Source organism: Vibrio sp. 10N.222.49.C12 (genome assembly GCF_041475025.1).
Classification (GTDB): Bacteria; Pseudomonadota; Gammaproteobacteria; order Enterobacterales; family Vibrionaceae; genus Vibrio; species Vibrio crassostreae_C.
The window spans coordinates 128,340-153,326 of sequence record NZ_JBFRVF010000001.1 but is presented as its reverse complement, the minus strand read 5'-3'; the positions used below and the strand labels follow the sequence as shown (position 1 = coordinate 153,326).

23 protein-coding genes are annotated in these 24,987 nt (G+C 44.6%); 11 read left to right on the top strand and 12 right to left on the bottom strand.

Annotated features, from left to right (window positions below):
• Positions 1 to 79 precede the first annotated feature (79 nt).
• From AB4583_RS00655 to AB4583_RS00645, 3 genes are read left to right on the top strand one after another with little or no spacing between them, the layout of a single operon-like run.
• On the top strand, positions 80 to 1,099 hold the full coding sequence (locus AB4583_RS00655) for a glycosyltransferase family 2 protein (RefSeq protein WP_017062033.1): 1,020 nt from the start codon (positions 80 to 82) through the stop codon (positions 1,097 to 1,099).
• Positions 1,096 to 2,583 carry an ArnT family glycosyltransferase gene (locus tag AB4583_RS00650; protein WP_372116030.1) on the top strand — a complete coding sequence of 496 codons (1,488 nt, stop codon included), beginning with the start codon at positions 1,096 to 1,098 and terminating at the stop codon, positions 2,581 to 2,583. The genes AB4583_RS00655 and AB4583_RS00650 overlap by 4 nt, the downstream gene beginning before the upstream one ends.
• Positions 2,570 to 3,034: a GtrA family protein gene (locus AB4583_RS00645; protein ID WP_017062031.1), complete on the top strand. Its 465-nt coding sequence runs from the start codon at positions 2,570 to 2,572 to the stop codon at positions 3,032 to 3,034. The genes AB4583_RS00650 and AB4583_RS00645 overlap by 14 nt, the downstream gene beginning before the upstream one ends.
• Positions 3,035 to 3,119: 85 nt before the next feature.
• Here AB4583_RS00645 and AB4583_RS00640 read toward each other — a convergent pair whose 3' ends face one another.
• Positions 3,120 to 5,510 (bottom strand): YgiQ family radical SAM protein, encoded by a 2,391-nt coding sequence (locus tag AB4583_RS00640; RefSeq protein ID WP_372116029.1) that lies wholly within the window; start codon positions 5,508 to 5,510, stop codon positions 3,120 to 3,122.
• Positions 5,511 to 5,747: 237 nt separating this feature from the next.
• Between AB4583_RS00640 and AB4583_RS00635 the strand changes: the two genes are divergently transcribed.
• Both AB4583_RS00635 and AB4583_RS00630 read left to right on the top strand, forming a co-directional pair.
• A complete protein-coding gene (locus AB4583_RS00635; protein WP_017062029.1) occupies positions 5,748 to 6,428 on the top strand; it encodes a hypothetical protein in 681 nt (226 codons plus the stop codon).
• A 132-nt stretch (positions 6,429 to 6,560) separates the two neighbouring features.
• Positions 6,561 to 6,761 (top strand): DUF4250 domain-containing protein, encoded by a 201-nt coding sequence (locus AB4583_RS00630; protein WP_004736508.1) that lies wholly within the window; start codon positions 6,561 to 6,563, stop codon positions 6,759 to 6,761.
• 139 nt (positions 6,762 to 6,900) lie between these two features.
• Here AB4583_RS00630 and AB4583_RS00625 read toward each other — a convergent pair whose 3' ends face one another.
• The gene (locus AB4583_RS00625) at positions 6,901 to 7,812 is read right to left on the bottom strand and encodes a LysR substrate-binding domain-containing protein (RefSeq protein ID WP_372116028.1); all 912 of its coding nucleotides are present in this window, start codon (positions 7,810 to 7,812) and stop codon (positions 6,901 to 6,903) included.
• A 280-nt stretch (positions 7,813 to 8,092) separates the two neighbouring features.
• Between AB4583_RS00625 and metE the strand changes: the two genes are divergently transcribed.
• Positions 8,093 to 10,456 (top strand): 5-methyltetrahydropteroyltriglutamate--homocysteine S-methyltransferase, encoded by a 2,364-nt coding sequence (gene metE, locus AB4583_RS00620; RefSeq protein WP_372116027.1) that lies wholly within the window; start codon positions 8,093 to 8,095, stop codon positions 10,454 to 10,456.
• A gap of 92 nt (positions 10,457 to 10,548) precedes the next feature.
• On the opposite strand, the gene AB4583_RS00615 is transcribed toward metE, so the two are convergent.
• From AB4583_RS00615 to AB4583_RS00590, 6 genes are all read right to left on the bottom strand, one after another.
• A complete protein-coding gene (locus AB4583_RS00615; protein ID WP_017062026.1) occupies positions 10,549 to 10,944 on the bottom strand; it encodes a GspS/AspS pilotin family protein in 396 nt (131 codons plus the stop codon).
• Position 10,945: 1 nt separating this feature from the next.
• Positions 10,946 to 11,242, bottom strand: coding sequence for a YciI family protein (locus AB4583_RS00610; protein ID WP_004741234.1), 297 nt, complete (start codon positions 11,240 to 11,242; stop codon positions 10,946 to 10,948).
• Between the two features lie 195 nt (positions 11,243 to 11,437).
• Complete coding sequence (gene yciA / locus AB4583_RS00605) at positions 11,438 to 11,836, bottom strand: acyl-CoA thioester hydrolase YciA (RefSeq protein ID WP_017061510.1); 399 nt, start codon at positions 11,834 to 11,836, stop codon at positions 11,438 to 11,440.
• Between the two features lie 188 nt (positions 11,837 to 12,024).
• On the bottom strand, positions 12,025 to 12,591 hold the full coding sequence (locus AB4583_RS00600; protein WP_372116026.1) for a septation protein A: 567 nt from the start codon (positions 12,589 to 12,591) through the stop codon (positions 12,025 to 12,027).
• Positions 12,592 to 12,724: 133 nt separating this feature from the next.
• The gene (locus AB4583_RS00595) at positions 12,725 to 12,973 is read right to left on the bottom strand and encodes a hypothetical protein (protein WP_017069991.1); all 249 of its coding nucleotides are present in this window, start codon (positions 12,971 to 12,973) and stop codon (positions 12,725 to 12,727) included.
• A 285-nt stretch (positions 12,974 to 13,258) separates the two neighbouring features.
• Positions 13,259 to 14,146, bottom strand: coding sequence for a LysR substrate-binding domain-containing protein (locus AB4583_RS00590; RefSeq protein WP_017063534.1), 888 nt, complete (start codon positions 14,144 to 14,146; stop codon positions 13,259 to 13,261).
• Between the two features lie 181 nt (positions 14,147 to 14,327).
• Here AB4583_RS00590 and hisC point away from each other — a divergent pair, with 181 nt between their 5' ends.
• The 5 genes from hisC (at position 14,328) to AB4583_RS00565 (ending at position 19,670) form a co-directional block, all read left to right on the top strand.
• On the top strand, positions 14,328 to 15,470 hold the full coding sequence (gene hisC, locus AB4583_RS00585) for a histidinol-phosphate transaminase (protein WP_372116025.1): 1,143 nt from the start codon (positions 14,328 to 14,330) through the stop codon (positions 15,468 to 15,470).
• 10 nt (positions 15,471 to 15,480) lie between these two features.
• Entirely contained in the window at positions 15,481 to 16,254 is a 774-nt protein-coding gene (locus tag AB4583_RS00580) for an ABC transporter substrate-binding protein (RefSeq protein WP_372116024.1), read from the top strand.
• Positions 16,255 to 16,834: 580 nt separating this feature from the next.
• Positions 16,835 to 17,794, top strand: coding sequence for a TRAP transporter substrate-binding protein (locus AB4583_RS00575; protein WP_017061504.1), 960 nt, complete (start codon positions 16,835 to 16,837; stop codon positions 17,792 to 17,794).
• Positions 17,795 to 17,861: 67 nt separating this feature from the next.
• On the top strand, positions 17,862 to 18,341 hold the full coding sequence (locus tag AB4583_RS00570) for a TRAP transporter small permease (RefSeq protein ID WP_017061503.1): 480 nt from the start codon (positions 17,862 to 17,864) through the stop codon (positions 18,339 to 18,341).
• Positions 18,342 to 18,362: 21 nt separating this feature from the next.
• Positions 18,363 to 19,670, top strand: coding sequence for a TRAP transporter large permease (locus tag AB4583_RS00565; RefSeq protein WP_017083908.1), 1,308 nt, complete (start codon positions 18,363 to 18,365; stop codon positions 19,668 to 19,670).
• 102 nt (positions 19,671 to 19,772) lie between these two features.
• Here the strand turns inward: AB4583_RS00565 and AB4583_RS00560 are convergent, their stop codons facing one another.
• From AB4583_RS00560 to trpCF, 4 genes are all read right to left on the bottom strand, one after another.
• Positions 19,773 to 21,092 (bottom strand): dicarboxylate/amino acid:cation symporter, encoded by a 1,320-nt coding sequence (locus AB4583_RS00560; RefSeq protein ID WP_372116023.1) that lies wholly within the window; start codon positions 21,090 to 21,092, stop codon positions 19,773 to 19,775.
• Positions 21,093 to 21,402: 310 nt separating this feature from the next.
• Complete coding sequence (trpA, locus tag AB4583_RS00555; protein ID WP_372116022.1) at positions 21,403 to 22,209, bottom strand: tryptophan synthase subunit alpha; 807 nt, start codon at positions 22,207 to 22,209, stop codon at positions 21,403 to 21,405.
• Positions 22,209 to 23,399, bottom strand: coding sequence for a tryptophan synthase subunit beta (trpB, locus tag AB4583_RS00550; protein ID WP_017067402.1), 1,191 nt, complete (start codon positions 23,397 to 23,399; stop codon positions 22,209 to 22,211). Before trpB ends, trpA begins: the two co-directional genes overlap by 1 nt.
• A gap of 131 nt (positions 23,400 to 23,530) precedes the next feature.
• Positions 23,531 to 24,970 carry a bifunctional indole-3-glycerol-phosphate synthase TrpC/phosphoribosylanthranilate isomerase TrpF gene (gene trpCF / locus AB4583_RS00545; protein ID WP_017067403.1) on the bottom strand — a complete coding sequence of 480 codons (1,440 nt, stop codon included), beginning with the start codon at positions 24,968 to 24,970 and terminating at the stop codon, positions 23,531 to 23,533.
• Between the last annotated feature and the right edge of the window lie 17 nt (positions 24,971 to 24,987).

Here is a 24,987-nt window from a genome sequence, read left to right as displayed (position 1 = left end):
GTGAAAAATATGTCAATAACATAACTTTCACTTATGGGAGGGTAGATTGGCTTCAGATTAAAAAATAGAAGAACGTATTATGTCTGAACTTCATATTAGCCGCCCTAAGATATCTACATCGCAGATCAATCCTGCGGTCTCTTTGTCTATCATTGTGCCTTTTTACGATGAACAAGAGGTATTGGAAGAGTTCCACTCTCGCCTTACCAAGGTGCTTGATAGCTTACCGATCACGAGTGAGATTGTTTATGTCGACGATGGCAGCAAAGACAACAGCTTGGACTTGGTGAGTTCATTCACTTCAATCAACAGCTCAATCTCGGTGATTGGTTTAAGCCGTAACTTTGGTAAAGAGTCAGCGATGAGTGCTGGTCTTGAGCATTGCCGAGGACAAGCGGTGATCTTGTTAGACGCAGACCTGCAAGATCCGCCGGAGCTGATCCCACAAATGGTTGCCAAGTGGCGCGAAGGCTATGACGTTGTGAATATGCAGCGCAGCCAGCGTGATGGTGAAACGTGGTTTAAGAAGTTTTCAGCAGCAAGCTTTTACAAAGTCATGAACGTGGCAGCGAAGATCGATGTTCCTGAAAATGTCGGTGATTTCAGACTGTTGAGCCGTGAAGTCGTCGACCATATCAATCAACTTCCTGAACGTAATCGCTACATGAAAGGTATTTTCTCATGGCCGGGTTTTAGGCAAGCAACGATTCAGTTTAAGCGCGATGCTCGCTTCTGTGGCGAGACGAAATGGAACTACCTGAAACTCATCGGATTGGCGATGGATGGCATCACATCATTTTCTATCCGCCCACTGCGTATTGCGACGGCCGTTGGTGGATTAGTGGCGCTTACCGCTTTTGTGTATGGCGTCTTCATCGTGTTCAAAACCATGATGTTTGGTGAGCCTATTACGGGCTACCCGTCAATGATGGTGGTTCAACTTGCCCTTGGCGGCATTCAACTTCTGAGTATTGGTTTAATGGGGGAATACATAGGTCGTATTTTCATCGAAACCAAGAACCGTCCTTTGTATCTGATCCAATCGGTGGTCGATACCCCTGCATTAAAAACGCATTTTAAATTAGAGGAGTCAGCATGAGCCTGAACCGAACGCACCTATGGTATTTGTTGGCTTTTGCATTGGTTCTAAGGCTCTTATCTCTGGCGACATACCCTTTAATGGACACTACGGAAGCGCGCTACGGTGAGATGGCTCGCTTGATGGTAGAAACCGGCAATTGGTTAACCCCTCAATTTGATTACGGCATCCCTTTCTGGGGTAAGCCTCCGATGTTTACCTGGATGAGCGCGATTGGCATTGAGCTGTTTGGTTTGAGTGAGTTTGCTGTGCGTGCGCCACACTGGTTAGCAGGTTTTGCGACGATTTTGTTGGTTGCGTACATGGCTAAGCGCACCGGACAAAGTGCCTTGGTGGCGGCCGTGGTATTGGCGACATGTGGGATTTTCTCTATCGCGGCGGGTGCTGTTATGACTGACATGGCATTAACGTTAGCGATGACCATAGCCATGTTAGGTTTCTACCTATGTTGGTTAGGAGGAGAGGGTTCGAAGGGAGAAGGGAGCGCGAAGACTAATCGGTCTTGGGGCTATGTCGGTTTCATTGGCTTAGCACTAGGCTTGCTGGCAAAAGGGCCGGTAGCGATTGTGATTATGGGTATCGCCGTTTTCCCTTGGTTAGTATTGCAACATGGATTTTTTGGCGCTTTTAAAGTGTTATGGCAACGCTTTCCACTGTTGTCAGGCTTAGGCGTGATGCTAGCGATTGCTTTGCCGTGGTACATCATGGCTGAAATGGCAACACCGGGTTTTATTGATTACTTTATTGTTGGCGAGCACTTTAAGCGTTTTGTTGTGAGTGGTTGGGAGGGCGATTTATACGGTTCTGCCCATGACCAAGCAAGAGGCATGATTTGGATTTTCTGGATTCAAGCGGCTGCGCCGTGGTCGATTGTGTTGCCTATTTTGACTTTTGCTCGTCGTAAGAAAATCGCAGAAGTTAACGCTGAACATAATGGGTTATTTTCATTCCTTGTGTGTTGGTTGGTCTCTCCTCTAATTCTTTTCACTATGGCGGGTAATATTCTTCCAGCTTACGTCCTACCGGGTATTCCGGCGCTTGGTTTGCTGGTGGCAATGCTTGTGGTAGAAAAAGATAAGAAGTGGTTCTCGAGTGTGGCTTTAGTGTTACCTGTGTTGCTAATGATTGCGATGGTCTACCTCAACCTAGGCAAAGCGAACGAGAAAAGTGACCGTATTATCTTCGAGCAGATCACGGATGAAGCGCCGAGCTTTTACATCGGTAAACGACCGTTCTCCGGGCAGTTTTACAGTCATGGACAAGCGAAAAAGCTACTTGATGTTAAGCAGTTAGATGGTATCGACAAGTTCTATCTGATTGGTAAAAGAGCGGAAGTGGAAACCAAGATTAAAGACAATGCGTTGACCTGTATTTTAGAGCCGACGGTGAAGATCAAGCGCGCTCTATTTAGTTGTCATAGCCAAAACATCAAACCAAATCTATCGTTGAGCCATATTCGAAGTGATGGCGATGTTCAATTTTAACTCGTCATCGAGACTGTTTAGCCACAAGTTCGACGTGCTAAACCAAAAACTACAACCTCATCATAAGATGATTAAATTCGCTATGGTGGGGTCGGGTGGCTTTGTTGTCGATTGTGCCGTGTTTGCGTTGCTGCATTACGTTATTGGGCTGCCGTTAATGAGTGCTCGAATTGGCTCTTTCATCGTTGCAGCAACGACAACTTGGTTTGGAAATCGAGTGTTGACCTTTGAATTCAAAGGGCAGGGGAATTGGTCCGAAAAGCTGATTCAATGGCAAAAGTTCATGTTCTCTGCATCAATATCGGCGATACCTAATTTGCTGTGCTTTAAGTTGATGACTGAATTGCTGCCTGCATTTACAGGGGCAGTGTTTATCGCAATGGCGGTTGGCATCTTGGTGGGCATGGTCAGTAACTATTTGCTTAGTCAGTATTGGGTGTTTGCTCGTTAGGCTATCTTGTAACAGACACAAAAAAGCGCAGCTAAATAGCTGCGCTTTGTGTTTTTACGATAGCGAAGTAAATTGGCTCGCGATATTAGCGTTGTGCTGCGCGCTGGCGGTTCTTGCCGTTACCCGCAGGTTTGCCACCTTGACCATTGCCCGTTTTGTTACGGTTTGGTTTGCCATTTCCGCCGCCATTACCTTGCGATTGCTGACCTCCAGGGCCTTTCTTAATAAAGCCAGCCGCTGGTTTACGACCATTGCCATTACCGCCACCTTGGTTAGCATTGCCTTGGCTACCGTTGCCGTTACCAGTCGGCTTCTTGCCACCCGGTTTCTTACCAGAGTGGTTACGTGGGCTTTCGCCACCAAGACCTGGCTGAGACTTGCTGTGCTTGGTAGCAAAGCGCTGTGAACCGTGACGACCAGACTTACGACGTTGTGCTGGTGTTTGTGCATCAAAGTCTTCTGCTGGTACTAGGCAGTTTGCTTTGTCACCAATTAGGTGCTGTTTACCCATGCTGATCAGTGCTTCACGGATGATTTTCCAGTTTTCAGGATCGTGGTAACGAAGCAGTGCTTTATGCAGACGACGTTGACGATCACCTTTCGGCACAGGAACATCTTCACGCTTCTTATATTTCACGCGTTTCAGAGGGTTAGTCTCTGAGTAGTACATCGACGTTGCATTACACATTGGCGATGGGTAGAAGTTCTGTACTTGGTCACACTCGTAGTTGTGCTTTTTCAGCCACATTGCTAGGTTAAGCATGTCTTCATCTTCTGTGCCCGGGTGAGCAGAGATAAAGTAAGGAATTAAGTACTGTTTCTTACCGGCTTCAGCGCTGTACTTCTCGAACATCTCTTTGAAACGATCGTAAGTGCCCATGCCCGGCTTCATCATCAGATCCAGTGGGCCTTTTTCAGTATGCTCTGGAGCAATCTTCAAGTAACCACCAACGTGGTGAGTCACAAGCTCACGAACGTATTCTGGAGATTCAATCGCTAAGTCGTAACGTACACCAGAAGCGATCATGATCTTCTTAACACCCGGTACTTTTCTCGCAGAGCGGTACAGGTCGATAGTGTGTTGATGGTCTGTGTTTAGCTTTTCACAGATTTTCGGGAACACACATGATGGACGACGACAGTTAATTTCAGCTTTTGGATCTGAACAACCTAAACGGTACATGTTCGCCGTTGGGCCGCCCAAGTCAGAAATAGTACCTGTGAAGCCCGGTACTTTATCTTTAATGTCTTCGATCTCATCCAAGATAGATTCTTTCGAACGGTTCTGAATGATGCGACCTTCGTGCTCTGTGATTGAACAGAAAGAACAACCACCAAAACAACCACGCATGATGTTAACCGAGGTTTTGATCATGTCGTATGCTGGGATTTTCGCTTTGCCGTACATCGGGTGCGGAACACGCTTGTACGCAAGGCCAAACACGTAGTCCATCTCTTCTGTCGTCAATGGAATGGGTGCTTGGTTAACCCAAAGTTCGCGATCACCGTGACGTTGAATCAGAGCACGGCCTGAGTACGGGTTTGTCTCTAGGTGTAAGATACGGCTTGCGTGAGCGTAAAGAATACGGTCGTTGTTAAGCTTTTCGAACGCAGGTATACGAACCGCTGTTGTTTTCGCATCGTGACGAGAAGGGCGAACAGTAATTGGCTGTGCTTTGACTTCTTCTTTCTCATCTTTCTTAGTATCACATTGCGTTTCCACTTCGTACGGGTTTACTGGTACGTAAGCTTTATTTGGCTTTTCGATACGAGAAGAGTCAATGATCTTGAAGCCTTCAGGGGCCGCAGGAAGATTGATAGCAGTACCGCGGATATTGGTCAGCGTAGACATGTCTTCACCATCGGCAATGCGGTGTGCTACTTCAACCAGTGCACGCTCAGCGTTACCAAAAAGAAGAATGTCAGCTTTTGCATCAAACAATACAGAGCGGCGAACTTTATCTGACCAGTAGTCGTAGTGAGCTACACGACGTAAGCTCGCTTCAATACCACCAAGCACGATTGGCGTGCCTTTGTAAGCTTCACGACAACGTTGAGAATAAACCAGAGTTGCACGATCAGGACGCTTGCCACCTTCATTGTTCGGAGTATAAGCATCATCGTGACGTAATTTGCGATCAGAGGTGTAGCGGTTGATCATGGAGTCCATGTTACCCGCTGTGATGCCGAAGAATAGGTTAGGTTTACCTAGCTTCATGAAGGCATCTTTATTGTCCCACTTTGGTTGAGCAATAATGCCCACGCGGAAACCTTGAGCTTCAAGCAGACGGCCGATGATAGCCATACCAAAGCTCGGGTGATCGACATAAGCGTCACCAGTTACAATAATAATATCACAGCTATCCCATCCAAGAGCATCCATCTCCTTTCTACTGGTAGGCAAAAAGGGTGCAGTTCCGTAGCACTCGGCCCAGTATTTTTTGTGTTCGTGAATAGGAGTGATATCGCTGTACATATTTCAACCTCTGATTTTTGAGGCGGGAATTATAGCGGCATGAGCCTAGACTAGCCAGTAGAACATGCCCCTGTTAGTTCTGGTGTCTTTCGTCTTTTTACGGTAAATGGCGATAAAAGAGCCATACAACAGCATAGTTGAAGCCTTGAATAACGTCGCTAATTTGTGATTTTGATTAGTGTTCGCAGCAGTTTTTGATATTATTCGCGAAAATAAGTCTGAAGAAGTAGATCCACAATGGTCGAAACGTTATTAGTACAATTTGCTCCGATGCTTTTAGGAGCCCAACTGATCTTAACCCTCATCTTGGTGAAAGGGGATATTTGTCCGGGGCAGCGTGGTCGGATCCACAAGATGTTACCTGCGATTGGCGTGCTGTGGCTTGCCGTCGCTTCAGTAAAAATTGAAGCCTTTCTGGTCGTGTTTGCGATCTTTTATTTCTATTCTCAAGTTCAAACCAAGAAGACACGTGATTCCGGCCCTATTTGGGTGATGTACTTAGCTTGTGGTTTGGCATTGTCTTACGTGGCTATTCAAGCGACTGAACAAGCAACTACTGTCGGCATCATAACTACTGTATTGCTAGTGGCACTGTTAGGCTCAGCGTTTGGCCATTTACTGCTGACGATTGCAAGAACACGCTTACAGGCATTTCACCGTGTTCTGCCTGTTGTTGGTGTTTTGACGGGCATGTTGGTGGTTTTGGCAACAGTCGTGAGTGTCTATTCTTTGTCTGAAGCTCAACTAGAACCAGTGATTTCAACGCTACTGTTCAGCTTTGCTTTGCTAATCTCAGCTATCGTGGTGTGGTGTTGGCATCTACTGTTCGTTAAAACCCCGGAAAAACTTCAACTGACGGTTTCGTTACTGATGTTATTGGCTGCGGCTGTGGGTTTAACGCCAGTGTGGGCACTTTAATCGCGCACTTTCATTAATTACGTGCGCTCATTAATCACGCATTCTCTTTAAGAAGTGTGATCAGTTTTTTAGCATGGCCTTGGTAAGCGTTCTAAACTTAATTCTAGTCGGTGTGTTCGTAAGGAGTACGAGATGGATTTAAGCAACGTAAAAGGTTTCGATAGCATTATCTTGCTGGGAATCGTTAATGAAAAACTTCGCCTAGAGTGCGATAGCTTTGAAGAGCTGATCAGTATGTATGAAATGGATATAGAAAGTGTTGTGGGTAAGCTGGATATGCTTGGCTATCAATACGACCCATTGACTAACCAGTTTAAGTCTTATCCAAGATAGTCTATTTTCGCGAATCAACAGATATCGAAAATCATCGGTACTGAAACTAAAAAGTCACAGATTATCTGTGACTTTTTTTGTTTCTGGCGTTTGTCTATCCGATTTAACAAAGGCTTAAGCGAGCCCAATAATGAACCTCTTAAACGACCTCAATGCCATCTAAGTGACTCTTACTTTGCTGTCTTGCTGTGCTAAAGAAAGCCTGCAGGTAACGTTTGTCTTTTTCTGAGTTTCTTACTGCGGCAAACAGTCTTCTTGAAAGCCCTTTACCTAACGGCTTGCTGGCTATCAAACCTTGTCTTGAGAACTCACTGATCGCCCAGTTTGGCAATGCCGCCACACCTAAACCCGCCGATACCATTTGCACCAACATCAAGGTGTTGTCTGCTTGTTTCCACTTCTTAGGTTCTACGCCTGCAGGCTGCAAAAAGTGTTTCACGACGTCTAAACGCTGCTTTTGAACTGGGTAGGAGAGCATGGTGAGATCGCTAAGATCTTGTGGATCTATACTTGGCTTCTCAGCCAAAGGTGAGTTAATTGCAGTGATCAATCGCATCTCGAAATCGAAAAGTGGCTCATAGTGGATCTCGGAGCGAGGCTGAATATCTGAGGTGATCACTAGGTCCAACTCGCCAGCCATTAGCGCAGGTAGCGGCTCAAACCCAAAGCCTGACGAGAAATCTAGCGTTACGCTTGGCCAAGCCACTTGATATTCCTTCAAAGCAGGCATTAACCATTGGAAGCATGAGTGACATTCAATCGCCATGTGCAAACGACCATTCACATCCTCTTTCAGGCTCGCGAGTTCGTTCTCCGCTTTAGCTATTCTTGGCTGTATCTCATCGGCAAGCCTAAGCAAAATCTCACCTTCAGAGGTGAACTTAACTGGTCTAGTTTTACGTAGGAAAAGCTGACCACCGATACGCGCCTCAAGGTCTTTCAGTTGGTGAGAAAGCGCCGACTGAGTCAAGTGAAGAGAAGTTGCCGTCGCTGTTAGCGAGCCGCTGTCTCTTAAGGTAGTCAATGTTCGAAGGTGTTTAAGCTCTATCATGAGTTTTCCTCATATTCCCTAAGCCAATTCAATATTTCTTAATAATCACCCTACGGGGTTTTCTTTCATTTGTAAACGTCTAGATGTCCAGATGGATTTAATTTTTCAGCTTTAGATTATTCAAGATGAATATTTTTAATAAACAAGATGAATATTTGGACGTTGTTCATCGTTCAGATTAGGGAGATAGTTTAGCCATCTAGACGCCTTGTAAAGAACTTAAACCATAAGCTAGGCAGTTTGATCGAACACTAAAAATTATTGAATAAGGAACAGGTTCATGACTACGACAACGCATATTTTAGGCTACCCACGTATCGGCGAAAAACGCGAACTCAAATTCACTTTAGAAAAATACTGGCGTGGTGAAATCAACCAATCAGAACTCAAACAGTTAGGTAGCGAGCTTAGAAATCGTAACTGGAATGTACAAGCTGATGCGAATCTAAGCTTTGCAACTGCGGGTGACTTCGCATGGTACGACCATGTTCTAACAACGACGTTACTTCTAGGTCATGTACCTGAGCGTCACGCTGGTGGATCAGAAGGTGAAAAAGCCTTCCCAGATTTAGATACCTTGTTCCGCGTTGGTCGCGGTCAATCTCAAACTCAAATACAATCTCAAAGGCAGCCAACTTGTTGTGGCGCTAAGCACGGCTCTGAAAGCGCTAAAGATGGTGCAGCAGCATCAGATATGACGAAGTGGTTCAACACTAACTATCACTACATTGTTCCTGAGTTCAGTAAAGACGACACCTTTGAAGTGAGTTGGCCACAACTGTTTGACGAAGTGAGTGAAGCGATTAAAGCGGGGCATAAGGTGAAGCCAGTTCTTCTAGGTCCATTATCTTATTTATATCTCGGCAAGGAAGTAGAAGAGGGCTTTGACCGTTTAACTTTGCTTCCACGCTTGCTTACCGCTTACCAAGCGATTCTGGCAAAACTGGCCAAGTTGGGGGTTGAGTGGGTTCAAATTGATGAGCCAATTCTTGCCCTCGAGCTTGAAAAACAATGGGCTGATTCATTTAAATTGGCATACCAAGTTATTCAAGGGGAAGTGAAACTGCTATTAACCACGTACTTCGATTCGGTGACAGATACCTTAGACAAAATCGTCAAACTACCGGTTAACGGGCTGCATATCGATCTAGCTGCAGCGCCACAGCAGCTTGATGAAGTCGTTAGTCAATTACCGGCGGAGTGGGTGTTGTCTGCTGGTGTGATCAACGGACGCAATGTTTGGCGAGCTGACTTAGCCGCGCAGCTTGAGTTGCTGCAACCTGTGAAAGACAAGCTAGGCGATAAACTATGGGTCGCAAGTTCATGTTCACTGCTGCATAGCCCGGTTGACCTTGAGTTAGAAGAGACGCTTAGCGAAGAAGTGAAGAGTTGGTTTGCCTTTGCAAAACAGAAAGTCACTGAGGTGAGCTTATTGGGTGCGGCGTTAGACGGCGACCAAAATGCCATTTTAGCGTGTGAGACGTATAGCCACCCGATTGTTGCACGCAAGAGTGCAACTCATGTGAATAAGCCGCAAGTTCAAGCTCGTATTAACACGATAACTAAAGCGCTAGCAGAGCGCACTGCTCCATACGCAGAACGTGCCGCGCACCAGTCTGAGGTGTTAGGCTTACCGCTGTTACCAACCACAACCATTGGTTCATTCCCACAGACAGGCGAGATCCGTGTTCAACGTAGCGCTTACCGCACTGGCAAACTGAGTGAAGCGGAATATAACACTGCATTGAAAGGCCATATTGCGGATGCCGTTAAACGTCAAGAAGCACTGGATTTGGATGTGCTTGTTCATGGCGAAGCTGAACGTAACGACATGGTGGAGTACTTTGCAGAAAACCTAGCAGGCTTTCAAACCACTAAGTTTGGTTGGGTACAAAGCTATGGCTCACGCTGCGTGAAGCCGGCGATTGTGGTCGCGGATATAGAGCGTGAGAAGCCGATGACCGTAGAATGGTCGACCTATGCCCAATCTCTGACCTCGAAGCAGATGAAAGGGATGCTGACAGGCCCAGTCACTATCTTATGTTGGACATTCCCACGTGAAGACATTTCACGCAAAGAGATCACTAATCAATTGGCATTTGCGCTGCGAGATGAAGTGTCTGATTTGCAAGACGCGGGCATCAACATTATCCAAATCGATGAACCAGCGATTCGTGAAGGTTTACCATTGAAAAAACGTGACCACGCAGAATATTTAGAATGGGCCGTCGATGCCTTTAAGATCTCGGCCGCGAGTGCTAAACCAGAGACGCAAATTCATACTCACATGTGCTACAGCGAGTTCAACGAAATCATTGATTCAGTGGCCGCATTAGACGCCGATGTGATTACCATTGAAACCTCTCGTTCAAATATGGAACTATTGAAAGCGTTTGAAGAGTTTAACTATCCGAATGCGATAGGCCCGGGTGTTTACGATATTCACTCGCCAAACATTCCTTCAGAGGAGTGGATTGTGGATTTACTTAAGAAAGCGGCAGAAAGAATCCCAGCAGAACGTTTGTGGGCGAACCCAGATTGTGGATTAAAGACTCGTAACTGGGCAGAAACAGAAGCCGCACTGACAAACCTTGTGTCGGCAACTAAAGCACTGCGTAAAGAGTGGGGATCAACCGAGGCATAATTCAGCTTAGGATTTTGATTGCTTCATAAAACAAAGGCCTCGCATTTGCGAGGCCTTCTGGTTTTATACTTGTTCGAATCTCGAGCTAGAATCTAGCTGCTGCTCTGACACGTCTCTTTGCTGATCAACTTCTCAACCATCAGTTGTCCGCGAGTGTTGCGAATCTTGATGTTGTAAGCCAAGCCCATATCAAGGTTTGCTCTCACTTCAGAGTTGGTGCAGTAGCTATTCACACTCATGTCTACAACTTGGTTTAAAGGCTTAGCACCTTTTGCATCTTGGTTGTAGATCATCATGATTTCGATAACCGTGTTTTTTGCTAGCACGCGCATGACCGACAGTGGGCCATACTCAATCGGCAGGCCTGCAGATAAAACGCCAGCTCGGTGCTGCGCCATCATCTCTAGCTGTCTTTGTTCGTCTTGCTCACTTGAAGCACAGCCTGCAAGCAGAGCTAAAGCCAGTGAGCCAATAATCCATTTTTTCACGTTAAAATACTTTCTTGAATGGTTTTACAATCACATTTTGGTAAACGCCAGCATCAATGTACGGGTCAGCGTCTGCCCATGCTTGTGCATCTTCCAAAGAGTTAAATTCAGCAATCACAGTTGAACCTGTAAAGCCGGCTTCACCAGGGTTGTCTGAATCAATCGCAGGCATTGGGCCAGCAGTCAAAAGTCGGCCTTCATCGTGAAGTGTTTGCAGGCGTTCTAGATGTTGTGGGCGAACACTTAGGCGCTTTTCTAATGAATTTTCGACGTCTTGAGAAAAAATCACGTACCACATATTGGTATATCCTTATTTTACTTCACTGAATTGGGGGCGTTTAAATTCGCTATCTTGCTAATTTACGCGAACTAATTGGTATTGGAAGAGCTAATGATAAGAAATTGTGAAATGGTGCGAGAGAGAAGTATGGTCTTTAGCGATTTCATTCGTTGAAACTAAAGACCGTCTACATTAGCAGCTTGGTGAAAAGTACTATTTATTGATTGGGCGAGGCTTACCACTTTCATCAACCGCAACGTAGTTGAATGTCGCGCCACAAACCTTGTAGCGGTCGCCGATACCGTGATCAAGTACAGGCTTAACCCAGACTTCTAGGTCGATATTCATCGAGCTACGGCCAATCTTGGTGCAGTCACCATAAACACACACAACATCACCCACTGAAACCGGCTGTTTGAACTCGATACTCGATACTGAAACCGTGACTATCTTGCCGTTAGATATCTCTTTTGCCAGTATGCCGCCAGCAAGGTCAAGCTGTGACATTATCCAACCACCGAAAATCTGGCCTGCTGCATTTGTATCAGAAGGCATCGCTAATGTGCGAAGAAGTAAAGAACCAATCGGGTTCAAAGTTGATTGAATAGTCATTGTCGTACTCTTAATGGTATTGATTGTTTTATATAAAAATAGATGTGTTTACGAGACTCGTGGTGGTCTAATTTTTAACGTCTTCACCGAACACAAATAATCAGCGGCCAATGATCACGAGTATCATTGGCCAATCGCATATTGATAATAATTGTATCAAATAGGGTATGAGGACTCATCCCTAAGGGCTATTTCTCGTCGGTATTTTTATCCGTTAACTCTTTCTGCTGGTCTTTTGGTAGATGCTTATAGATATAAACACCAGTGAGCAAGGTGAAGAGCAAGGTCGCGATGAGTAGACCAAACACTTTGAAGTTGACCCACACATCCAATGGTAGGCTGAAAGCAACGTAAACGTTGAGAATGGCACATAGGGTAAAAAATAGAGTCCAAGCCCAGTTGATCTTGCCCCATATGGCATCAGGCAGTGTGATCTCTTTACCCAACATGCCTTTAATTGCTGATTTTCCCATAAGGTGGCTGGCTGTCAGGCCAATAGCGAATAGAGCGTAAACGATCGTCACTTTCCATTTTATGAAGTTGTCGTCGTGCAAGAAGATGGTCATGCCACCAAATACGGCAACCATAAGGAACGTGATGATCTGCATTTTTTCTACTTTCTTGTAGAGGAAGTACGTCAAAATAATTTGAACTGCAGATGCAACGATCAAAGCACCAGTCGCCGTATAGATGTCATACATCTTATACAGCGCAAAGAAAATAATGAGAGGAATGAAATCAAGAATTTGTTTCATGAGGCACTGACTATCCAGTTAATTGAGTTGCAGACAGTCTAACGAAAACTGTCTCGATGCTAAATAGCCCGAGACAATTGGGTACTAATTAATTCAATCTAACCGCTCATCGTGTTTAACGAGTTTTAACAGATTATCTCATTGACGAGGTTTGGTAGCGAGGTATCAGCTTCTTGATGTCTTCAAGGTAGCCTTCGCTCTTCAAGCTATCTAAGGTATTTTCGAGTTCTTGCTCACTCATAGCAAAACACGTCGATTTGCCTGTCGTTAGGTCGAGATACTCGTGATATTCACGCTCTGTGAAGTGGCCAATTCGATCCATTAGCAGGGTTTTAATTCCATGGTGAATTAAGCCGTAATACGTATGTCTTTGTAAGGTCATAGCCTATCCTCCGTGACAAGCTGCAGTTCAAATGGTGCAACCTGCTGTATATTGGTTGGGTTATCTATGACAAAGCAATTCGAATGCCATTTTTTCCAATTGAATAGAGCGTCTCCCCAATCAAATAGAATTGAACTTCTTTTCAATTAGTTAAAGGAAGGTACGTTCTATTCTCTGACAATCAATACGAAACAGACATCAAATAGTTTCATTTTGAGAACGGAAAAATTCTCATTATGACGCTCTCCTGCCGCTTATAAAGAGGCCTACCAACAATGATTGCCGCTAATCGACGAGCCAATCAACAAGCGTAGATAAGGATGTATTTTGTCGATTCTTGGGTTGCAGCAAGAAGTAACCATTTCCAGAGAAAACACTGCCTTCACTCACTTTTACCAATCTACCTAAATCAATATCTTGCTTGGCCAGTGTGATGTCGCCTATGGCAATGCCAAACCCTTGAATGGCGGCGTTCATAGCTTGATCGAGTGTTGCGAATTGTTGGTTGTTCTTGCTTGAAAGGTCGTGGCTGCCTATGTGCTCTAACCAAAGTCGCCAATCACTTTGCTCATTGTTGGCGTGTAGCCAAGTGTATTGGGCAAGCTTGTGTGGCTTGATGATGGTCGATGCGTCGTCGACAAGATGGCTCTGTGTAATGCTTTGTGCTTGGCAAACGGGCGCTAGCTGCTCGTTAAACAATAATTGGCTGATAATCGATTGTTGGTTTGGCTTCTTACCATAGGTAATTACGGCGTCAAACGGATCAAAGCTTGGTTCGAAGACGTGCTTGATGGTCGACGTCAGTTCGACATCAATTTCAGGATAGGCTTGCTGAAAAGACATCAACTTAGGTAGTAGCCAAGAGGTAATACAGCTCGGTGCGTTGAGTTTGATCTTAGACGGAGAGCTAGCCACTTGATTTAGAGCCGATTGCAGCTGATGAATCGTTCCTTGTATCAGGGGAACCAGTTCTTCTCCTTTCGGCGTTAAAGACAATCCGCGAGCATGGCGATAGAAGAGATCACAGCCAAGGCTTTCTTCAAACGACAATACCTGACGACTCACTGCACCTTGCGTAACATTGAGCTCATGTGCCGCGCGTGTAAAGTTGAGGTGCCTTGCCGTAGACAAAAACGCGAGCAAGGTTTTGGTTGAAGGAAGTGTGCGATTCATATCTTTACCTATGACTTTTTATCATGGCTATTATGTGATTATTTCGATTCATTTATCAATAGTGTTCTGTTTGAATGTAAATACTTAATCATCATTTGTGATTCAATATGTGTATAAGTCACATTTTTTGAATATGAAGGCAATGATGAAGACATTGTGATTTTGTGAAAGGGATAGCTTCTTGACATCTTTTATTGATAGCTTAGTGCCTCAGGCTGTAAAAAAATTAATACCTTATCAATCGGCAAGAAGAATTGGTGGTGATGGACGTGTCTGGCTAAACGCCAATGAATTGGAAAGCTCGCTGTTTCAAGGAGAAGCAAGTCACAACCGATACCCAGACTTCTTACCACAAGATATTGCTAAGGCTTATCAAGATTACTGTAGTACCGATGCCGCGACTGTGGCTGTTCGTGGTGCAGATGAAGCGATTGATTTGCTGATCAGAACATTCTGTAAACCGGCGTGCGACAACATACTTATCTGCTCTCCAACGTATGCGATGTATGAGTTTTGCGCTGATGCATTGGCGATTAATACCTTGGACTCTCCATTGCAGGAAGACTTTAGCCTGAACGTCGCTGATATTGTGAATAAGGCAAAACTGGCGAATATCGTGTTTCTTTGCTCACCAAACAATCCAACGGGCAATGTGATTCCTAAATCGGATTTGATTCAGGTACTGGAAGGCACGACTGGAAAATCTCTAGTGGTCGTCGATGAAGCGTATATCGAATTTGAACCACAAACGTCAGCCGTTAGCCTTATTGAGCGTTATCCGCACTTGGTTGTGATTCGCACTTTGTCTAAGGCATTTGGACTGGCTGCAGTTCGTTGTGGTTTTATCTTAGCGAGTCAAAATGTGATGCAGTATGTCGCGAAGCTGATTCCACCTTATCCGATGCCAGATTGCTCATCTCAAATTGTATTAGACGCGTTGTCTGATGAACGAGTCTCAGTGATGCAAGATGCGACGCAGAATCTGGTTGAGCTGCGTAACTTGTTTGCTTGTGAGTTAACGCAGTTTGATTTCATCGAGTCTGTTTACCCTTCATCGACAAACTTCATTTTGCTGCGTCAAAAATCCGGGCATCAAGTGTTCAGTGTCTTGGCGAAGGACGGCATTGTGACAAGGAACCAAAACCATGAACCGGCTTTGCGTAACTGTGTTCGAATCAGTATTGGTAGCCAAGAGAGCATGCTAGAAGTGATAACGTCACTAACACGTTACCAAACCGAATTAGAACAGAGTCAACAAGGCAAACACATTCAACAAGCTCAACATAAAGAAACTCAATCTCAACTCGATAAAGATCATATCTAGGATGGCAATGATGAAAAAGATAATACTAGGACTCGCTTGTGCGGTCGCTTTACTTGGTACAACGGTACAGGCGAAAGAAATCCGTTTGGCGTCGGACTTTACGTATCCGCCATTCAACTATAAAAACAGCGACGGTGTGCCTGTCGGGTTTGATATTGAGATAGCTGATGCTTTGTGTGAGCAAGCTAAACTCGATTGTACTTGGGTTTCACAAAGCTGGGACTCGCTAATTCCAAGTTTGTTGGCAAGAAAGTCAGATGTGATCATGGCGTCAATGCGTATCATCGAAGAGCGTAAGCGTAAGATCTTGTTTACTGATAAGTACTACCAAACACCAGCCGTGTTTGTTGCTGCTAAAAGCGCGGAGTTCAGCGTCGATGAGGCAGGCTTAGTGGGCAAAACCATCGGTGTTCAGCAAGGTACGATTCACGATCGCTACGTAACCGACGAGTTTGGCGATGTGGCAAACATTAAGCGTTATACCGGCCAAGATGAAGTTTATCTGGATCTGCAAAACGGTCGTCTAGATCTAACCTTCGGCAACTCAGATCAACTGTCATTAGCTTTCTTAGATAAAAAAGAAGGTGAGGGCTTTGAATTTAAAGGTAAAGCAGTAACCGACAAAGCCTACATTGGCGAGGGTACGGCGTTAGCACTAAGAAAGCAGGATTCAAAACTGGCGAAACAATTCAATGCTGCGATTGAAGAGATCAGAGCGAACGGTATTTACGACAAGATCGCCGCTAAGTACTTCACGTTTGATATCTATGGCGCTGATTTGTAATTCGTCTAACGCCTAAAAAACTAGAACACCAAAAACAAAAATCCGAGAGCTGTGAGGCTCTCGGATTTTTGTTACAAACAATTCATCCTCTCAAGCTTCTCTATATTGCCTTTATCTATTCTTGTTACCTAAATCCAACCGAAAACCTTGCCTTCATCACCTCACAAAGCACTGTTCACGACTCGCGTTTTCGATCGAGGAGACCTTCTTTGTCGTGCTCCATAACTGAATTTAATGTCTTAAAATAACATAAATAGATCGATACTCTTTTACTAAGAGATTGTTCTTAAAGCAGTTGAAAGTAATCGAAATTACAAAAAATCCAAAGTAGAACTGATTAATGGTCTAATTAGTCCCAAATATGATTGGTATCACAATCAATTAGGTTCTCAGGCCAATAGATAAACCTTAGTTCACAAAATATACATATAGTATTGTAATACAAAATTCATAGGGTAAGAATATTGTAATGAAACGTTACTGCTATGAGCGATGTGCAATTGAACGTTAGATTTCAAACTTAGCTATAGCGTTGCATATAAAAACTGTACCTCTTACAAAATGGATTCTGGAGAAGAACATGAAAAAACACCTACTGACGATTGCAGCGGCTTCAATTCTTATGGCATTTGGCGCTCAAGCAAAAACTTTGACGTTAGGGCATGCAATGTCATTAGAAAGCGCAGCTCACCAAGGCATGGTGATCATGGCTGATAAAGTTAAAGAAAAATCGAATGGTGAACTTACGATTAAGATCTTTCCAAACGGTCAATTAGGCTCTGAACGTGACCAAGCGGAGCAAGTTGTTACTGGCGCGATTGATATGGCCAAAATCAATGGTGGGTTAGCCGAATCTTTTGAACCAACGTTTAAGGTTAATGCACTGCCTTTCTTATTCCGTGACGTTCCACATATGAGAACCTTCATGCGAAGTGAAGCTGCACAAGAGATGCTGCTTTCAAGCGAAGGTAAAGGTTTCATCGGTCTTACATTCTATGATTCAGGCACACGTAGCTTCTACGCTAAGAAAGCCATCAACTCACCAGCAGATCTAGCTGGCATGAAAGTTCGAGTTCCTGGTTCTCCAACCATGATGGAAATGGTTAACTTACTTGGTGGTAAAGCAACGCCTGTACCTTTCAATGAGGTATACACGGCTCTGCAACAAGGTGTAATTGATGGTGCTGAGAATAATATTTCTAGCTTAGTTGAAATGAAACACAGTGAAGTTGCCAAATTTTACTCTATGGACCAGCACATGATGACGCCTGACGTGATCATCATTTCTGAATACAAATGGGGTACTTTAACGGCTAACGAGCAAAAAATCTTAAAAGAAGCTGCAGCTGAGTCTCTTGAAGAGCAGATCAAAATCTGGGACGCAACAGATGAAATGAACAAAGAGAAAGGAATGAAAGCAGGCGTAACGTTTGTTGATGTTGATAAAGCCCCGTTCCGTGCCGCTGTTAAACCTATGATTGATGAAGCCAAAAAAGACCCTAAATTAGCTTCATTCATTGAAAAAATTGAAGTTCTGTAATCAGTCTTAGTGAAAATATAATTTTGCCTTGGCTTTGCTAAGGCAAAATTTTTTGAGGTATCACACCATGTTAGCAACTTTCAGAAACCTACTTGATAGGTTGATTCTTTTTGTCTCTTCTTTTGCATTAATGTTACTTGTCGTTACTGTCACTTGGCAGGTTTTTAGTCGCTATGTTTTGAATGACCCAAGTAACTGGACTGATGAACTTGCTCGTTATGCGATGGTATGGCTTGGATTATTAGGAGCAAGCTACTTATTCGGTATCAAAGGGCATTTAGCTATAACGTTATTGGATGGTTATCTTAAGGGTAAAGCGCACATAGCATTACATCTACTCATCAATATCATTTCTGGCGCATTTGTATTTCTGGCAATGCTTCAAGGTGGCATCGCCTTAATGGGAAGAACCACACAACAACTCTCTCCAGCACTGCAATTACCGATGTCGACAGTGTATTCAATCTTGCCGATTTCAGCCGTTATTATCCTCATCTATTTGGTCATGAATACGTTTGATCTTTTTTGTGAACCCAACAAAAAGTAAGTTTTAAAAGGATTCTATATTATGGATTTGTCCATTGGTGTTTGGCTGCTAGGCCTATTCTTATTCATGATCGCGATAAGCATGCCGATTGCGATTGCAATTGCCATGTCATCTTTAACCATCATGTATTTCATCTTACCGTTTGAAGTCGCGAGTATTACTGCGGGTCAAAAAATCATTACCGGTATCGATAGTTTCAGTTTATTAGCTATCCCTTTCTTTATCCTCGCGGGGAATATAATGAATGTGGGTGGCATTGCGAGTCGACTCATCAACCTTGCAAAGCTCTTGGTTGGTTGGATTCCGGGCTCACTTTTTCACGTCAACATCTTCGCCAATATGATGTTTGGCGCGGTTTCAGGATCAGCCGTTGCAGCAGCGGCTGCGGTTGGTAAAACCTTAGGTCCTGAATTAGAAAAAGATGGTTATGATAAAAACTTAGCAACAGCAGTAAACGTTGCATCCTGCCCAGCAGGCTTACTAATACCGCCGAGTAATTCACTGATCGTATTTTCAGTAGTATCGGGCGGAACATCCGTTGCGGCGTTGTTTATCGCAGGTTATGTCCCAGGTATTCTAATGGGCTTAAGTTGTATGGTCGTCGCCTATTTCATCGCTAAAAAGAAAGGCTATAAAACAAGTGCCAATGACGGCTTCACAGCGAAAGATGTGCTGAATATTGTTTGGCAAGCAACGCCCAGCTTAGGGCTTATTGTAGTGGTTATTGGCGGTATTATTGGTGGTGTTTTCACTGCAACAGAAGGGGCATGTATAGCGGTTCTTTACTCTTTTATACTGTCACTCTGTTACCGAACCCTCAAATGGGCACACTTCCCGATAATTTGTAGAGAAACCGTTCAGGTCACTGGCATTATGCTGTTTTTGATTGGTGCTTCTACCATCATGTCATGGGCTATGGCGTTTACCGGTCTACCAACCATGATCAGCGATTGGATGCTCTCTATTTCAGACAATCCAATTATCATCTTTATTCTGATGAACCTGATTCTACTGATTGTGGGTATGTTTATGGACCTTACGCCAGCCGTATTGATCTTTACCCCTATCTTTATGCCGATTGCTGAGCACTTAGGCATGCATCCAATTCACTTTGCGATGATGATTATCTTCAACTTATGTATTGGTATTGCAACGCCACCCGTTGGCACGGCGCTATTTGTGGGTTGTAGTGTCAGTGGCTCTAAGATTGAGAATGTTATAAGAAGTATCATGCCGTTTTGTGCCGTACTGATCGTCACACTGTTGGCTATTACTTTTATTCCTGAAATTAGTTTGGCTCTGCCTCGTGCGTTTGGACTCATCAATTAGCCTGACAAGGGTAAGATTTACCGAATCAATATCGATCATTACCTAATAAAAAAACCGCCTCATGAAGGCGGTTTTATTTATCAATCAAACTGAAGCTTAATATTACGCTTGTTGTTTTTGTAGCTCAGCTTCTTTCGCTTCGTCTTCAATTAGAGAGTCAACGATCACTGCACATGCTGCATCACCAGTGATGTTCAGTGCTGTACGAATCATGTCGAAGATACGGTCTAGAGCGAACAACAGAGGTAGACCTTCGATAGGGATACCAGCCGCCAGAAGAACAGCAACAACTAGGAAAGAAGGACCAGGAACACCTGCTTGGCCAACTGCGCCTAGTGTTGATGTTACGATGATAGCAACGTAAGCACCCATAGATAGGTCGATGTTGAACAGCTGTGCGAAGAAGATAGCCACTAGGCCGTAGTAAATCGCGTTACCAGACATGTTGATCGTTGCACCTAGAGGTAGAACGAACGAAGCCGTAGAGTTGCGTACACCAAGCTCGTTTTCTACAGTGTCCATGGTAACAGGCAGTGTCGCCATTGAAGATGCTGTTGAAAGAGCAACCGCTTGAGGCTTCTTCATTGCAACTAGGAACTTCTTAGCTGAAGTCTTAGTGAAGATTTGAATCATTAGCGGGTAAGCAACAAAGCCGAAGATCAGGATAGCGGCGATGTAAACAACAAACAGCTTGAACACTACCATTAGTGCGCCAAAACCGAATGTACCTACTGCTTCAGCCATTAGGCCAAATACACCAAGTGGTGCAATGATCATAACCTTGTTGATCATCCAAACCATAGCGTCAACAATCGCGTTTACGCCATTGATGATAGGGTCACGTTTCTCTTTCGCTTGTTTAGAAATCGCAATACCGAAGAATAAGCAGAAAACTAGAATTTGCAGAATGTTTGCTTCATTCAGTGATTGGAAAACGTTGGTCGGGATCATGCCTGTGATGGTTGCCCAGAACGTTGGAAGTTCACCTTTCGCAGCGTATTCAGAAGAGAACATGCCTTCAACGCCAGAAACATCGATACCACGACCTGGTTCGAATATTTCACCCATTACTAGCGCTAGTGCTACAGCAAGTGCAGACGTTAGTGCAAAGTAACCTAGAGTGGTCACGCCCACTTTACCTGCTGATGAGCTGTTGCCTAGACCAGCAGCACCTGAAATTAGGGCAACCGCGACTAGAGGGATAACCAGCATCTTGATCAAATTGATGAAGATAGCACCCAGTGGAGCGAACATAGTTGCGCTGTCACCCATCATCGCACCGACTAGGGTACCGATGATCATTGCAATAACGACTTGAACGCCGATGTTGCTTAGTAAACTCTTTTCTTTTAACACTTCCATAACCTCTGTGCTACTAAATATAAAAATCCCAGAACTACTCACCAATGTACGATGTACCATTGGATTAATATTTCGCGAGAAGTTTTACACGTATCCTTTACATTTATCAATATGAGCAGAGATGAAAGAACACCAAAAAGCAGTAATCAAATGTCACTTGATGATTTTTCACACTAAAGCAAACGATTGCTTTTTGATTTGTCATTATTTTTATAAATGATAGTGATGTTTTGGTGGGGTATTATAGATGTGCTACAGGTTTGTATGAGGTGTTGTTTTTATCAGAAATTTAACAATTGAGAGGGTTTGGACGTGTTCTCGGAGAAAAACTCCCACAGCGCAAATTATCGCACTAGTGGGAGCCTATTTATTATTTTTGCGTCGCCGCTTTCATTGGCGTAACAAACTCAGCAAGTGCTTTAAGCATTGCTTCTGGTTGCTCAACGTTGTTTTCAATGATTTTCACAACTGCTGAGCCAGAGATAGCACCAGCAGCGCCAGCTACAATTGCTTCTTTCACTTGTTCAGGAGCCGAGATACCGAAACCAAGCAGTGCTGGTGGCGCATCAAACTTGTTCAAACGGTCAAGTAGGGCTGTCACAGGCATGTTTGCTTTGGTTTCTGCACCCGTTACGCCAGCACGAGAAAGTAGGTAAGTGTAACCACCACCTAGCTCAGAAACCGATTGAAGCGTCTCATCACTTGCTGTTGGTGGAGCAATAAAGATTGGGTGAATACCAAACTTCTTAGCTGCAGCAACAAACTCGCCACTCTCGTTGGTTGGTACATCAGCAATCAATACTGAATCGATACCTGCATTCGCACAACGCTCGTAGAAGTTCTCGATACCACGTGCGTACACCAAGTTTGCGTACATCAGTAGGCCGATTGGCAGATCTGGGTATTTAGCACGAATTTGACCAATAAGATCAAAACACACATCTGGCGTTACTTTTGAATCTAACGCGCGAATATTTGCGCCTTGGATTGTCGGGCCATCTGCAAGCGGATCGGAGAATGGAATACCAAGTTCAAGCGCATCAGCCCCCGCTTCAACCAAAGTTTCCATGATCTTAAGCGATTGCTCAGGGTTAGGATCGCCAACTGTTACGAATGGTACGAATGCGCCCTGATTCTTTTCAGCTAAGCGAGTGAAGAGTGATTGATAGCGATCCATTATAATGCTCCTTTCTCTTTAAGAATGTCGTGTACAGAGAAAATGTCTTTGTCACCACGGCCAGATAAGTTAACTACCAATAGTTGTTCTTTCTCTGGGTCGTCATGAGCCATTTTAACAGCATGAGCCAAAGCATGAGATGACTCTAGCGCTGCGATAATACCTTCTTTACGTGCAATCAATTGGAACGCTTCTAGCGCTTCGTCATCGGTTACGTTGTCGTATTCAGCACGGCCAATAGCATTTAGGTGCGCGTGTTGAGGGCCAACTGATGGGAAGTCTAGACCCGCAGATACAGAGTAAGACTCTTCTACTTGACCATTCTCATCTTGCATCAGTGGTGCTTTCATACCGAAGAAGATACCAGTTTTACCGTGTTTAAGCGGCGCGCCGTGTTGGTCGGTATCAATACCTTTACCAGCAGGCTCTACACCGATTAGGCGTACAGACTCTTCTTCAATGAAATCCGCGAACATACCGATAGCGTTTGAACCACCGCCGACACACGCGATAACTGCATCAGGAAGGCGACCTTCACGAGCTAGAATTTGGTTCTTCGTTTCTTCACCAATCATGCGTTGGAAATCACGAACAATCGTTGGGAATGGGTGAGGGCCCGCTGCAGTACCCAATAGGTAGTGCGCGTCTTCATAAGTTGCCGACCAGTCACGTAGCGCTTCGTTACATGCATCTTTTAGCGTTGAAGAGCCAGAATGAACAGGGATAACCTCTGCGCCCATTAGCTTCATACGGAACACGTTCGGGCTTTGACGTTCAACGTCTTTTGCACCCATGTATACACGACACTTAAGACCTAGTAGAGCACACGCTAGAGCCGTTGCCACACCGTGTTGGCCTGCCCCAGTTTCAGCGATGATTTCCTGCTTACCCATACGTTTTGCTAGCAATGCCTGACCAAGAACTTGGTTTGTCTTGTGAGCACCGCCGTGAAGTAGATCTTCACGCTTTAGGTACAGTTTGGTTTTTGTACCTTTTGTTAGGTTGCGTGCTAGCGTTAGCGCCGTTGGACGACCAGCGTACTCTTGAAGAAGCGTCATGAATTCGCTGCGGAACTCAGGATCGGCTTGTGCATCGATAAATGCTTGTTCAAGTTGGTCTAGTGCTGGCACTAGGATCTGCGGTACGTATTGACCACCGTATTCACCAAAGTAGGCATCGAGTTTAGCCATTGTGTTATTCCTTCAATTCTACTGATGTGTATTCACACCAAGTCATTTAATCTTGTTTGAGCTTCGCAAAAGGCAAAGCTCACAAATATGTTTTTAGTTTCTGCTTTCTAATTTCTAGCGCCGAGTTTGGACTAGTAATTGCGAATCGCTGCAAAAGCACGTTGCAGTTTGTCTGCGTCTTTTTTTCCTGGAGCGGATTCAACGCCAGAGTTTAGGTCTAATCCTAAGCAACCCAACTTAGCGGCTTGGTTAGCATTTTCTGGGTTTAGGCCACCCGCCAACATGATTGCGCTTTGGTTGTTGATTAGGTTCCAATCGAACACTTGGCCTGTGCCACCAGTTTGAGAACCCACTTTAGTATCTAGCAGGTGACGAGTCACGTTGCTTTCCAGTAATTCTGGTAGCGAGCTCTCAGCATCGGGAGAAACACCGTAAGCTTTCCAAATCTCAACGCTTTCAGGTAGTGACTGTTTTAGCTCATCGACAAACGCTTGAGACTCATCACCGTGCAATTGCACAGCGAACAGGCCTAGCTCAGAAACCGTTTTCGCAACGTCAGTAACGCTGTGGTTTTGGAACACACCCACGTAGTTCAAAGGTGCGCCGCTCATAGTCAAACGAGCCGCTTCGATATCCACATGACGCTTAGATGCTTCAACGAATATCAGACCACCGAATACCGCACCAGCTTGATAAGCCTTTGCTGCATCGTCAGAGTGAGTTAAACCACACACCTTGTTTTCACCCAGTGTTACTTTGCGTACCGCAAGCTCGAGGTTCTTCTCTGCCATTAGAGAGCTACCGATTAGGAAGCCATCTGCAAACGTTGAAAGGTCACGAACTTGTTGATGTGTGTAGATGCCAGACTCTGAAATCACAACTGCGTTTGGAGCCAGTTCGCGAATCAGCGGCGCCAACTCTTTAGTACGGTTCAAATCAGTCGAAAGGTCACGAAGATTACGGTTGTTAATGCCGATCACCTTAGCGTTTAGAGCGACTGCACGGTGAAGCTCTTCTTCGTTGCTGACTTCGGTCAATACACCCATGTTGAGTGAGTGAGCGACTTCCGCCAGCGCTTTGTACTCTTCGTCATCTAATACCGATAGCATTAACAAGATAGCATCAGCTGAGTAATGACGAGCTAGATACACTTGGTAGGTATCAACCATGAAGTCTTTACACAGGATAGGCTGCTTAGCAATGCTGCGAACTTTAGGTAAAAACTCAAAGTCACCTTGGAAGTACTTCTCGTCTGTCAGCACAGAAATCGCGTTTGCGTGGTTGTTGTAAACAGAAGCAATGTAGTCGAGGTCAAACTCGTCACGGATTAAACCTTTTGACGGAGAGGCCTTTTTACATTCAGTGATGAAAACCGTTTGTTCTCCGCTCAGAGCGTCATAAAAGCTGCGGTCTGTTGCAGTTAGTGACGCTTTAAACTCGTCTAATGGTTGAGTCTGCTTACGCGCTTCAACCCATTGGTATTTATCACGAACGATTTTTGCTAATACTTCCGCCATTTCAGCTTCTTTGACTGAAACGTGGGTCGACAGTTTATCGGTAGTCTGTGTCATGTTCTTTGTCTCAATTC